Annotated in this window: 10 protein-coding genes and 2 pseudogenes; 6 read left to right on the forward strand and 6 right to left on the reverse strand. The window is 35.0% G+C overall.

Annotated features, from left to right (window positions below; all coding sequences use genetic code 11):
- The first annotated feature begins 222 nt into the window (after window positions 1-222).
- From EKL96_RS09915 to EKL96_RS09925, 3 genes and pseudogenes are all read left to right on the forward strand, one after another.
- Entirely contained in the window at window positions 223-513 is a 291-nt protein-coding gene (locus EKL96_RS09915; protein WP_126461608.1) for a hypothetical protein, read from the forward strand.
- Window positions 512-720, forward strand: a pseudogene (locus EKL96_RS14690) (anti-sigma factor); the annotation flags it as partial. The gene EKL96_RS09915 and the pseudogene EKL96_RS14690, both read left to right, overlap by 2 nt.
- A 200-nt stretch (window positions 721-920) precedes the next feature.
- Window positions 921-2,369, forward strand: a complete 1,449-nt coding sequence (locus EKL96_RS09925; RefSeq protein ID WP_126461611.1) for an IS1182 family transposase — start codon at window positions 921-923, stop codon at window positions 2,367-2,369.
- A gap of 592 nt (window positions 2,370-2,961) precedes the next feature.
- Here EKL96_RS09925 and EKL96_RS09930 read toward each other — a convergent pair.
- From EKL96_RS09930 to EKL96_RS09940, 3 genes are read right to left on the reverse strand one after another with little or no spacing between them, the layout of a single operon-like run.
- A complete protein-coding gene (locus EKL96_RS09930; RefSeq protein WP_126461614.1) occupies window positions 2,962-5,637 on the reverse strand; it encodes a beta strand repeat-containing protein in 2,676 nt (891 codons plus the stop codon).
- A gap of 8 nt (window positions 5,638-5,645) precedes the next feature.
- Complete coding sequence (locus EKL96_RS09935; protein WP_126461617.1) at window positions 5,646-6,269, reverse strand: hypothetical protein; 624 nt, start codon at window positions 6,267-6,269, stop codon at window positions 5,646-5,648.
- On the reverse strand, window positions 6,266-6,748 hold the full coding sequence (locus EKL96_RS09940) for a T9SS type A sorting domain-containing protein (protein WP_126461620.1): 483 nt from the start codon (window positions 6,746-6,748) through the stop codon (window positions 6,266-6,268). Before EKL96_RS09940 ends, EKL96_RS09935 begins: the two co-directional genes overlap by 4 nt.
- A 313-nt stretch (window positions 6,749-7,061) precedes the next feature.
- Between EKL96_RS09940 and EKL96_RS09945 the strand changes: the two genes are divergently transcribed.
- Both EKL96_RS09945 and EKL96_RS09950 read left to right on the forward strand, forming a co-directional pair.
- Entirely contained in the window at window positions 7,062-8,225 is a 1,164-nt protein-coding gene (locus EKL96_RS09945) for a helix-turn-helix domain-containing protein (RefSeq protein ID WP_126461623.1), read from the forward strand.
- Between the two features lie 248 nt (window positions 8,226-8,473).
- Window positions 8,474-8,659: pseudogene (locus EKL96_RS09950) on the forward strand (OmpA family protein); the annotation flags it as partial.
- A 79-nt stretch (window positions 8,660-8,738) separates the two neighbouring features.
- On the opposite strand, the gene EKL96_RS09955 reads toward EKL96_RS09950, so the two are convergent.
- Complete coding sequence (locus tag EKL96_RS09955; protein WP_126461626.1) at window positions 8,739-9,320, reverse strand: tRNA-(ms[2]io[6]A)-hydroxylase; 582 nt, start codon at window positions 9,318-9,320, stop codon at window positions 8,739-8,741.
- 110 nt (window positions 9,321-9,430) lie between these two features.
- Here EKL96_RS09955 and EKL96_RS09960 point away from each other — a divergent pair, with 110 nt between their 5' ends.
- Window positions 9,431-10,672 (forward strand): glycosyltransferase, encoded by a 1,242-nt coding sequence (locus EKL96_RS09960; protein ID WP_126461629.1) that lies wholly within the window; start codon window positions 9,431-9,433, stop codon window positions 10,670-10,672.
- A gap of 56 nt (window positions 10,673-10,728) precedes the next feature.
- Here the strand turns inward: EKL96_RS09960 and EKL96_RS09965 are convergent, their stop codons facing one another.
- On the reverse strand, window positions 10,729-12,390 hold the full coding sequence (locus EKL96_RS09965) for a pyruvate dehydrogenase complex dihydrolipoamide acetyltransferase (RefSeq protein ID WP_126461632.1): 1,662 nt from the start codon (window positions 12,388-12,390) through the stop codon (window positions 10,729-10,731).
- 7 nt (window positions 12,391-12,397) lie between these two features.
- Window positions 12,398-13,396 (reverse strand): pyruvate dehydrogenase (acetyl-transferring) E1 component subunit alpha, encoded by a 999-nt coding sequence (gene pdhA / locus EKL96_RS09970; protein ID WP_126461635.1) that lies wholly within the window; start codon window positions 13,394-13,396, stop codon window positions 12,398-12,400.
- Between the last annotated feature and the right edge of the window lie 83 nt (window positions 13,397-13,479).

Genomic DNA, 13,479 nt, shown 5'->3' on the forward strand with positions numbered 1-13,479 from the left:
TGTCGTCGCCTTTCTTTATTTGAACCCCAGTCTGAAAAGACTGGGGTTCTTTTGTTTATAGATACCACGTGTTCGCCCTGCGGGCTCGGTTCGTCACCTTTCTTTGAAAACCCCTATTCCTATCGGAATAGGGGTTTTTGTTTTAAAAAATTATGTTTTTTTACTTAAATTTGGACAAAGTTTTAAACTAATTTTATTAGTACATGACAAAAACATATATTATTGAAATTCAACAAAATAACTGCTACTAAAAACAGCTCTTATAGAAGAATGCAAAGATTCATGAAGGAATTTTATTTTCGCATGAAAATAGTTTCTTCATTGATATTCATTTTATTATCAGCTAAATCCGATTTGGTATTGGTGCTAGATAGAACCAATTGGAAGTTCGGAACTAAAAACAGTAACATTCTGATGTTGGGAGTAAGTTATAAAAACGTAGCATTTCCATTGATGTTCAAAATGTTGGACAAACGAAGGAATTCAGATACACTAGGGAGGATTGATTTATAGAATGGTTTATGTAGATGCTACAGTATTACCGGAACCTCCAGAAGAATTGTATATCAAGTAGGGGCATTAAATTTGAATCCATTAACTCCTACAAGCATTGGATTATTAGATAATTTCAAGGTTAATGATCAAAAAATGTTTGCTGTAGCTAACGCAATTGATGCAGAAGCTTTTGGGATAACCTTAGAACCTAAGGAAGGAAGTTGAACCCTTACAATGGAACAATTATATACGTTAGGAAAAGTGTAAATAGTACTTCTTCTTAATTACTAACAAAAAAGGTTCAACCGTAAAGCGAGGGCACTGAAAAAGTCTTTTTAAGAATTAATTGTTAATAAAAAGGAGTAGAAAACTATAGTTTTTTGCTCCTTTTTTCGTATTTTTAATGGTAGCCAAAAGGCTTTTAGATGTTAGTTCAACAACAAAAAATTCAATTCAGTCTGTACTCTTCGTTATATGATTTAATCGTTCCCAAGGACAATATGCTAAGAAAAATCAATGAGTTGATAGGTTTTTCATTTATCTATGATGAGTTGCTAAATAAATACTGTACAAATAATGGTCGCACAGCAGAAAGTCCTGTGCGTATGTTCAAGTATTTACTTCTGAAAACAATTTATACCGTTTCAGATATTGATGTAGTGGAGCGTTCCCGTTTTGATATGTCCTTTAAGTATTTTTTGGAAATGGCACCAGAAGAAGATGTTATCAATTCTAGTACGTTAACAAAATATAGAAAACTACGTTTGAAGGACACCGACTTATTAAATCTATTGATTAGTAAAACGGTGACTATAGCCCTTGAAAAGGGCATTATCCGTCCTAAGTCTATTATAGTTGATGCCACACATACTTTATCGAGATCAAATCCATTTTCGGCAATTGCAGTATTGCATGAGCGTTCAAAACTACTGCGAAAAACGGTTTATTTATTTGATGACCAATGGAAAGAACGTATGTCAGAGAAGAACAATACCAATGAATTAGAAAAGGAATTGGCCTATTGTAAAGAGTTGGAGAGACGGCTAGAAAAAGAACAATCTTTAAGTTCTATACTTGCGGTGAAAGAAAAATTAAACTTGCTTAAAGAAACGATAGAAGACACTCAGGAAAATTTTACGTTATCAAAAGATCCAGATGCTAAAATGGGGCATAAATCCGCTGATAGTTCCTTCTTCGGTTATAAGACTCATTTAGCGATGACCGAAGAGCGCATCATTACAGCAGCTGTAGTCACATCAGGCGAAAAAGGAGATGGCCCGGAGTTACCTAAACTTTTAGAAATTAGTCAGGAAAACGGAATCGATGTTGATATAATTATTGGCGATGGAGCCTATACAGGAAAAAAAAATCTCAAACTCACAAGTGGGCAAAATATTAAAGTGGTAGCAAGACTAAATGTTACAATAGCACAAGGGGCTAGAAAAGACGAAGATAAATTTGATTACAATAAAGATGCCGATAGATTTGTTTGTCCTGCTGGTCACATGGCTATACGAAAGGCTTGCCAAGGCAAAAAAAATGTTGGAACCAATCAAATACAAACCTACTATTTTGATGTGGAAAAATGTAAGACCTGCTCTTTAAAAGAGGGTTGTTATAAAGAAGGAACCAAGACAAAAACATATTCGGTGTCGATAAAATCGGACTTACACCAAGAACAAATCAGCTTTCAAGAAACTGACTATTACAAAGAAAAAGCAAAACGCCGATATAAAATAGAAGCGAAAAATAGTGAGTTGAAAAATGTACATGGTTATGATAGAGCAATATCATATGGCATTACCAATATGCAAATGCAAGGTGCAATAGCAATTTTCGCAGTCAACTTAAAAAGAATACTCAAATTAATGTAGGAAAATCAAAGCTACATGCGCAGTACACTCAATGAGCCTATAAAAGTCAAAAATCGACTCATATAACCTATAATAAAAAACAGTTGTAAAAATTAAAACGCTCATAAAGGATCTTTAAAATCCTGTTATAAGCGTTTTTTTATTGTCTAAAAAACGACTCTAATCAAAATAAGTGAAGTTTTTCAGTGCCCTCCGTAAAGCTGAACCTTTTTTATATAAAAATCTAAAATAACAATAACTATAAAAATTATCGCTAATTTGCATCATTGGCTCAAGGTCATTTTTAAATTTTACGTGAAATATCACTTCGCAAAATCTACTCTTATTAAAATATTACCACAACCATCCTTTGTTACAAAAAGCAAAAACTTTGTCTATGCTATCCATCGAGGTATTCTTTCTTTAGCCCTGAATATACTCCTTACCAATTTCAATGCATCCCTTTTACCCCCCCCTTGGATAATTACAAACATTCATTTATTTTTTTGAAAAAATCTTTATCCAAGGGTATAAATCATAATAAGTGCTATTTTTTAAATTAGACCGCTTATGCGGTAATGAAAAAATGGTTAATCCCGATAGCTATCGGGAGTTAAAAAGCCCTAACTCCACGTACGGAAACCGCGGTGGTCTTAAGATCGATTATGACGTAACCAAGTAAGAAACTGAAGTTATACGCCATAGAGTTTGTATTTTCGGTACTGCTCCAATAGTTAGCTGATATTGAAAGCAGTGTGTTGTTACCTGCTCGCAAAGCCTTTTGTGCACTATAACGATTGGAATACAATAATATTAATTCATCAATACTTGGCAAATACCACTCAGGGCCTAATCCGTTAATATAAGTTTTCGTTGGGCTTCCTGTCATTAAATTGGTGTTAAATGCACCATCTTCGGTACGGTTGGCACCTGTAAGTGTGGGTGCTGTTTGCCATGCATATGTGCTTTCGGTAAGCGCAACGATAAGCCCGTGTTCTAAACCATCGCTACCTTTGTAGAGATAATAAATTATGCCACCATTAAAGAGTTCGCCAAGGTAATGTGTAAAACCACCCGATGCTGCTGCCCAAGTAGCCACACCACTTCCATTTGTTGTAAGTACTTGCCCGTTGGTGCCATTTATAGCAGGATAAGTAATACCACCAGCGGTTAAACCTCCAGTTAATGTCCAGTTCGTACCATTATTTTGTGCTTTAATGGCTCCTGTACCGTTGGCTAAAATGATGTTGTTGGTAAGCGTTGTGGCTAAACCTGTTACATTAGCCCCTAGTATGGTGTTGCCAGATCCTGTACCGGAACCTGCACTTACACCTGTATTGTAACCGATAGCAGTATTGTTGTTGCCTGTTGTGTTTTCGTACATCGCATCCTTACCTATAGCAGTGTTGCCGCGACCTGAGGTGTAGTAAAGGGCATTAGAACCAATACCAGTATTGTTACTGCCGATTGCGTTAATGTGAAGAGCATTAACACCGATAGCAGTATTTTCGCTACCTGTGGTGTTGTTTCTAAGGGCTAGAGCGCCATTGGCGGTGTTAACGCTACCTGTGGTATTGACCTTTAATGCCTCATAGCCTACCGCTGTACTATAGAATGAATTGCCTGTACCACGCCCTACAGTAATTTCATTGAATTTCGCATCAGTGCTAAAAGTTTTTACGCCCGCAACAGTTTGCGCAGTTGTTAAATCTACAAAAGAACCTCCAGCAGAAGTTGCCGCATTTACAAATGCGGTTGTGGCTAAGGCGGTCGTATTATTTCCAACCGCTTGAGTTACGCCAATAGTTCCGGTTGGCAATATAGGTGCGCCGGTAAAAGTTGGAGAAGCTATATTAGCTTTTAAGGCTAATGCGGTATTTGTAGCGGCGATTGTTGTTAAGCCGCTCAAATCTTGATCCCCTGAGTTAGTGCCCGATTGATTGCCAAGTTTTGTGATTTCTGTTGCGTTGATAAGTCTTTCTCCTGTTACTTTATCTACTTTGGATCCTAATGCAGTTGCGGTTAATGTTGAAACAGGTTTATTAACATCGCTGGTATTATCTACATTACCTAAGCCCACCATTGTTGAGGTAATTCCTGCTACCGTTCCGGTAAAAGTGGGAGAAGCTAATGGTGCTTTCAGGTCTACCGCACTTTGATCTGATTTAGCTGCCAGCGCAGCTAGACTCGCCTTTAAGTCTAATGCGGTTTGTATGGCAGTTGATATCGGCTTTGCTGCATCGCTTGTATTATTTACATTGCCTAAACCGACCATCGTTGCTGTTACTCCAGATACAGTTCCGGTAAAAGTAGGAGAAGCTAATGGTGCTTTCAGGTCTACCGCACTTTGATCCGCTTTAACTGCCAGCGCAACTAAACTCGCTTTTGCATCTAATGCGGTTTGTATGGCAGAGGAAACAGGTTTATCTGCATCTGCTGTGTTATTTACATTGCCTAAACCTATATCGGTTTTATTTAGTGTTATTGCTCCGTTTACCTGTGTAACTCCGTTAACTGAAGTGGTTAAACCAGCTGCTCCTGTTGCACCGGCTACTCCTGCTGCGCCAGTATCCCCTTGAATTCCTTGGGGTCCTGTTGTAGGTACTTGACTATCTACATAAGTCTTAACCGATTTTACCGTTGGATATTTAGTATCTGATGCAGCATCAGTTGCAATACTAGTGCTTTTGTTTGTTACATTTTCTTTTAAACTGAATACTAATTGAGCAGCGGCACTTATTGGTTTATTCAAATCGCTCGTATTATCCATATTCTCCATTCCGAAGTTTGTTTTTAAACCACTCATCGTAATCGCTCCGGTACCTCCATTTTCAATAGCCACCATACCAGTAACATTTTCTGCATTTTTAGTAAAAAACGCAAAAGGAACCGAATTAAAGTGCTGATTGCTTATTTCAGTAAAAGAGTTGCAACTGCCATTTGTGTTAATAGCCACTATCAATTTTTTACTGATAGAATTCCATACGATTTCCTGAAAAGAGGAAGCATACCCGCCTGTTTGTGATCCTGATCCAATGATCAGATTGACCATTCCAAATTTATCTGTTTTAGTTTGAATCACTTCCTGATATTCTACATTAGAATATTCGTCAACAAATTCAAACTTCATGCAAATGTCTTTACTTACTAAAAAAGCATTTGAATTATTTACTCCTGGTATTTTTTCTCCTTTTGGATTCAAAATTACGGCCTGATAGGTTATCCCATTAGTTTGCGCAAAATTTTTGGCGCCAATAAAAAGGAAAATAAGTAGAATTATTTTTTTCATAATTTAATTTATTTAATTGGGAAATTAACACCTAATTGTAGTTGATGGGTCATGAATGATATTTTTTCAGTTGTCGAATTGGATATGTTTAAAGTTTGACCATAATTATAGCCAATACTTAAAAAACCCAGGGAAGGAACACGATACTTGACTTGAAAACCGATGGATGATTCCACTACTAGTCCCGTAAATTCCTTTTGGTGCACTAAATCATAATAAGCGCCATCTATTTTTTGTTTTCCATAAATGATGGTTTCGCCTAAAATACCCACTTGCAGTAAAAAATTTAATTTATGAAAATCGTCCATAGGGAACAAAGAAAATCCTAATCCTGTTTTAATGCCCAGGTATTTAGTTTCCCAACTATAGGAATTTGCAACATTCCCGCCTAGGGCATTATATTCATTAAGAGAAAGTCCATATGAATAAAGTATATGCTTATTTAGTATCGGTTTATTAAACCCAATTTCATAAAAATTACCCGTTCCGCTTTGAAGATCTGGATCTGATTGCCCAAAGCCATTCTTATAATCATACTTTGTAAAATTCTTTCCTGTATTTAAAAAAATTTCTTGTGAAAATAATTGACAGGAAGTAATTAAAATAACAAATAGTAGGTAATTTTTCATCATCGTTTTATAATTTTAGTATAATAATTGAGGTTGGTGGAATTTAGTCGTACTAGGTATTCTGAACTTGGCAACTGTGCCAAATTAATAGTCAAAATTGTGTTGACGGATACTTTTTTTTGTTCAAATATCAAACGTCCCAAAATATCAAAAATAGAAATGGTAATTAGATCAGTAATCGATTCTGAGAATTGAAAATTGACAGTTTCAGTAAATGGATTGGGATAGGTTATGGTTTTAATACCTTCAATCACATCTATTTTATTGGAAGTAATATATTTCCCCCAAAGGCTTTGCTGAAATCCTTGCATTACGGTATAATCTTTATTCGTGGAAGTTCCTGTCATACTTTGCTGACCAATAGTTTGTACTACTATCAAACCATTATATGTTTTTGTTGATATCCCTTGAGAAGAAAGCATTTCATGGTGTAGTACCTGTGCATAAAAAGCTGTACTGAAAAGTAAAAGTAAATATTTCATATAAACGGATTTTGATGTAATGATAAGACAAAAAAAAAGCTATCAAACATCATAAATCCGACGAACTACACAAATTAATCAAAATAGTAAGAGTTTTTGAGTTTTTAGTAAATAATAAATTCAAAAAATGATACAATAAAAAGTAATTCTGAAATCAAAAAAGAATTGTTTCAATGTTAATTTAAAAACATATTACTTGTTTTTGAATTTTTTTGCTACCGAAAAATTGAATTAATAATATATATTTGTCTTTGTGTCGCAGCGTCTATTTCAGTAAAAACAAATTTTTAGTTTTATTTAAAATATATAAATTTTGATTATAAATTTACTTTTCATTATCACTGGTTTTTTAGGCTTTTTAACCTTAATAATAATCCTAGCAAGCTTTAGAAGAAATAAAACGATCAATTTTTATTTAATATTGATTTTTACTCTAATTTCTATTCGTTTTCTATTAAGCGGATTTTTCTCTTTTGGTTATTTAGTTTATTTAAAAGAACATTATATTAATTACTGTAAATTTTTAATACTAATCATTCCTAGTTTATATTTGTATTTTAAAAATTTAATTGCCGATCAGAAGCTATTTATGAAGGCTGATCTTGTCCATTATATTTTCCCTCTTGCATTTTTGGCGATAAATTTATCTGTCGTAAGTACAAATTATTTCTTGCCACCCTCTTTTTATTTTTCCTTCTTTTTAGTCTTAATATTGTACACCATAACATACTTTTTTTTGGCTTACCAGATATTAAACAAGAATGTTTGGGCAAAAAAAAATGGAGAAAGTAATAGTAAACATAGTATATTGATTAAAAAATGGAACCTTTTTTTGTTCATCATAGTATTAATTATTTCGCTTAAACTTTTTGCGACGCTCTTTTTAGTTAACGATTATCGCAGTGGTTTTGTTGTAGCCGATCGTTTTCAGTGGATAGGTGCAATAATTTGGATAATAACTTTTTTTAGAGTATTAATATCTCCAGAATTACTTTATGGCTACCCAATTTTTGATATCATGAAGGAAACAAAAAAGGTCAATCTGTTATTGGATACAGATTGGATTGTTGAATTTAACAAAGAGCAAAAAAAAGATCAAGATAGTAAATTACAAGAAAAAATTGATAAATATATTATACGGTATATTAATGAAATTGAGGAAATTTCTAGAAAATTTGAATTGTTTCAAGATTCAAAATTTTCAATAGTTGACTTAGCAATAAAATTAAATATTCCCAATAGCCATTTAAATTATCTTTTTAAGTATCATTCTAAAATCTCGTTTTTAGATTATAAAAAGAAAATCCGAATTTATCGTTCAATTCTATTGATTGAATCGAATTATTTAAAAACAAATACAATGGATTCACTAGCAAAAGAAGTGGGATTTGCCTCATATAATCCCTTTTTTACCAGTTTTAAAAATGTTACTGGAATTTCTCCACAAAAATATATTATCAAAAAAAATGATTTTTAAAAAACAAAAAAGCTTCCAATTTTATAGATTGGGAGCTTTTTTTTATTAGATTAAATCCTATTTCTAGTCCTTATTTTTACTATAGTATTTTCTATATTTTGAATCCTATTTATTTCGATTACAACAAAAGTAATATAACAAAAAATGGCGCGACAGAACTTAATAAATTGGTTTATGTGATGGCTCAAAATGATCAATTAAAAATTAATGTAAAGGCACATACGGATTCCTGAGGAACAGAGGAATTTAACTTGGATCTTTCTGAGAGAAGAGCAAATGCTGCGGTAGCTTACATTGTTTCAAAAGGAATTAGTGTTGATAAAATAACAGGAGAAGGGTTTGGCGAATCAGAATTTAAAGTGGATTGTCAAGAGAATTGTACCGATGAGGAGCATGCCTTAAACAGACGTTCGGAGTTTATGATCGTTAAATAATAGACTAGAATTTTAAGTAAACAAAAACAGGATACCGTAAAGCATCCTGTTTTTATTTACTATTAGATTGTCTGTTTAATTATCCATGAATCGTTTCCTGTTTTCCGTAATTAGTGATAATTGATCCTTCAAATTCTATCCATGCTGCCCATCTTTTGTCAACATCTACATTATCAGCATATTTCCGTGCAAATCTCAAAAATGTGGTGTAATGTCCCGCTTCACTAATCATTAAATCTCTGTAAAAAGTAGCCAGTTCAACATCTTTTATGTTTTCTGATAAAACTTTAAATCGTTCACAGCTTCTTGCTTCAATCATTGCTGAAAATAATAATCGGTCACACAATGCATCTTTTCGGCTGCCATCTTTTTTCATGAATTTGAAAAGTTCATTTACATAATGGTCTTTTCTTTCTCTGCCTAAAGTCAATCCTTTGCTTTTTATTAAGTCATGTACCATTTGCAGATGTTCTAACTCTTCTCTTGCAATTATTAACATTTCGGTTACTAGTTCTTCTATTTCCGAGTTGTAGGTAACAATACTGATGGCATTTGAAGCAGCCTTTTGCTCGCACCACGCATGATCCGTTAGAATTTCTTCTATATTTGATTCAACTATATTTACCCAACGCGGGTCTGTGGCTAATTTTAATCCTAACATACTGATGAAATTTATTTGTGCAAAATTAGTGTTTTATAATCTATTTTTGATTCAAATGACCAGATTGAACTCAAAATAGCATTATTTTGCAATTGAAATTTTATAATACTATGAATCAAGTTCAAAAGCTTTTAATTATTGGTTTTGTTTGGCCGGAACCCAATTCGTCTGCAGCGGGAGGAAGGATGATGGAATTGATTTCACTCTTTAAAGCGCAAGGTTTTAGCATTACGTTTGCCAGTCCTGCACAAAACAGTGATTACATGGTTGATTTACAAGAGTACGAAGTGGAGAAAATAGCAATAGAACTTAATAATTCCAGTTTTGATGTTATTATAAAAGAACTGAATCCTGGTGTGGTTTTGTTTGATCGTTTTATGATGGAAGAGCAATTTGGTTGGCGTGTTGCCGAAAATTGTCCGGATGCGTTACGGTTGCTAGATACCGAAGATTTACATTGCCTAAGATTGGCTCGTCAGAAAGCATTCAAAGAAAATCGTTCCTTTAAGACTACTGATTTATTTGTTGAAGAGGTAGCCAAACGTGAAATAGCCAGTATTTTACGTTGTGATTTGTCTTTGATGATTTCTGAATTTGAAGTGGAACTTTTGGAATCTACATTTAAAATTGAGAAAGCCTTATTGTATTATTTGCCTTTTTTATTGGAACCAATTGTTGTTGCCGAAATAGACAAGCTACCTTTCTTTGAAAAACGAAAAGACTTTGTTTTTATCGGGAATTTTCTTCATGAGCCCAATTGGAATGCGGTTCAGTATTTAAAAGAAACGATTTGGCCCTTAATTAAGATGCGTTTGCCAGAAACAGTTTTGAATATTTATGGTGCTTATCCTTCTCAAAAAGTACTGCAATTGCATAATAAGAAAGAAGGCTTCTTAATCATGGGACGTACCATTGATGCGAAAGAAGTTGTGAAGGAAGCACGAGTGGTTTTGGCTCCTTTGCGTTTTGGTGCGGGTATTAAAGGGAAATTATTAGAAGCCATGCAATGCGGAACGCCAAGCGTAACAACTACTATTGGTTCAGAATCCATGCATGGTGATTTGTCTTGGAACGGTAACATCACGGATGATGTTGTTGATTTTGCGGATGTGGCAGTACAATTATATCAAGACAAAACAATTTGGCTTCAAGCCCAACAAAATGGACTAAAAATTATTAATCAGCGATATGTAAAATATTTGTTCGAAAATAACTTTAGAACTAAAATAGAATTTTTATGTGCTAATTTGAAGGAACATCGACTACGTAATTTTATGGGAGCCATGTTGCAACACCATACTTTAAAAAGCACAAAATATATGTCGCGCTGGATTGAAGAGAAGAATAAATAAAAAATCCCGTCAAGTTTTTGAAACAAGACGGGATTTGTATTTTAAAAACGGAGTTATTACGCAAGCATCGTAACTGGGTTTTCTATAAATTGTTTCAATGTTTGTAAAAATTGAGCTCCAGTTGCGCCATCAATTGTTCTGTGGTCGCAAGCTAAAGATAACATCATTGTGTTTCCTACCACAATCTGACCATTTTTTACTACCGGTTTTTCTACAATAGCTCCTACGGATAGAATAGCAGAATTGGGTTGGTTAATGATTGAGTTGAACTCAGTAATACCAAACATTCCAAGATTAGAAACGGTAAAAGTACTTCCTTCCATTTCTGTAGGTAATAATTTTTTGTTTTTAGCTCTTCCTGCAAGATCTCTTACGCTTCCGCCAATTTGAGATAAACTCATAGCATCTGTAAAACGCAATACAGGAACTACTAATCCGTCTTCAACCGCTACAGCAACTCCTATATTCACGTGATGGTTTATAAGAATTGAATCTTCTCTCCATTGTGAATTCACTTTTGGGTGTTTTTTTAAAGCCATTGCACACGCTTTTATCACCATATCGTTAAACGATACTTTTGTGTCCGGAACACTGTTAATGATTACTCTTGATTGCATTGCTTCATCCATTGCTACCTCTATCACTAAGTTGTAATGTGGCGCGGTGAATAAAGATTCTGCTAAACGTTTCGCAATGATTTTTCGCATTTGCGAATTTTTGATTTCTTCTGTAAAAATTTCTCCTGCTGGAACAAATACTTTAGGCGCAGCTGCAGTTTCTGTTTTGGCTGGTGCAGCCGCTACATTTGTCTGCGCTGGAGCGGCAGTTTGTGGCGTGAAGTTTTCAATATCGCTTTTTACAATACGTCCGTTTTCACCAGAACCTTTTACTTGTGTCAATTGAATTCCTTTATCACTTGCAATTTTCTTTGCTAATGGGGATGCTAAAATTCGTTGCCCGTCAGTTGATGCTTCTTGAGCAAGTGGTTCTTGAGTCACTGGCTCTGAAGTTTTTTCTGTCGAAGCAACTTCTTTTTCTATCTCTTTTTCAGCTACGGGCGCTGCTTGTGGTGCTCCGCCAGTTTTATGATTTTCTGCAATTCCGGAAATATCCGTTCCTGCTGGTCCAATGATTGCTAAAAGGCTGTCTACTGGTGCTGAATTTCCTTCTTCAATTCCAATATACAATAAAGATCCTTCGTTGAAGGATTCGAATTCCATTGTTGCTTTGTCTGTCTCGATTTCAGCAAGAATGTCTCCTTCGGCAACTGTATCGCCTACTTTTTTTAACCAAGTAGCAACAGTTCCTTCGGTCATGGTGTCACTTAAACGTGGCATAGTAATAACTATAACTCCCTCTGGTAAAGCAGTGGTAGTAGGTTTTGTTTCTTCTTTTATAGCATCGGGAGTTGCTTTTCCTTCTTCTTTAACTGGAGCCACATCAGCTGTTTTTCCAGCGATTAAGTCAGAAACATCTTCGCCTTCATCTCCAATAATTGCTAACAAAGAATCTACAGCTGCGGTTTCTCCTTCCGGAATACCTATATATAAAAGAGTTCCTTCATTGAAGGATTCGAATTCCATTGTTGCTTTGTCTGTTTCAATTTCGGCAAGGATATCGCCTTCGCTGATTTTGTCCCCTACTTTTTTTAGCCAAGTCGCTACCGTTCCTTCCGTCATCGTATCGCTCAAACGAGGCATTGTAATTATTGTTGCCATAATTGATTTATAGTTTATGAGGTAAAAATGGATAGTTATCTTGTTCGTATACTACATCGTAAAGTTGTTGAATAGGTGGGTATTCAGATTCTTCAGCAAATTTCACACATTCTTCAACTAAACTTTTCACTCTCTTATCGATTGCTCCAATTTCTTCATCGGTAGCATATTCTTTTTCTTTAATTATATCTAAAACCTGTGTAATTGGATCGATTTTTTTGTACTCTTCAACTTCTTCTTTCGAACGATACAATTGCGCGTCTGACATTGAGTGTCCTCTGTAACGGTACGTTTTCATTTCAAGAAAAGTAGGTCCGTCACCACGACGTGCTCTGTCAATTGCTTCTGTCATAGCTTCAGCAACTTTTACAGGATTCATTCCATCTACTGGTCCGCAAGGCATTTCATATCCTAGACCTAGTTTCCAGATATCAGTATGATTCGCTGTTCTTTCTACAGATGTTCCCATGGCATATCCATTGTTTTCAACAATAAATACGACAGGAAGTTTCCATAACATTGCCATGTTGAAGGCTTCGTGTAAGGATCCTTGACGTGCGGCGCCATCACCAAAATAGGTCATAGTAACACCCCCAGTTTCAAAATACTTGTCTGCAAAAGCCAATCCTGCACCTACAGGTATTTGTCCGCCCACAATTCCGTGTCCACCATAAAAACGGTGTTCTTTTGAAAAAATATGCATAGAACCACCCATTCCTTTTGAAGTTCCGGTAACTTTTCCTAAAAGTTCCGCCATCACACGTCTGGGATCAACTCCCATTCCTATTGGCTGAACGTGATTTCTGTACGCGGTAATCATTTTGTCTTTTGTCAAGTCCATGGCGTGCAATGCACCGGCTAGTACTGCTTCTTGACCGTTGTATAAATGTAGAAAACCTCTAACTTTTTGTTGGATGTATAATGCGGCAAGTTTGTCCTCAAACTTTCGCCAAAGCAGCATGTCTTCATACCACTTTAAATATACTTCTTTTGTAACTTCTTTCATCTGAATTTTTCTTTTGCTAAAGTGTTATTGTATTATCAATGTGTACCTATAACGCAAAATAGTTTCCTCCCACAAATTTGCGC

It is taken from the genome of Flavobacterium sp. LS1R10 (assembly GCF_003968825.1).
GTDB lineage: Bacteria > Bacteroidota > Bacteroidia > Flavobacteriales > Flavobacteriaceae > Flavobacterium.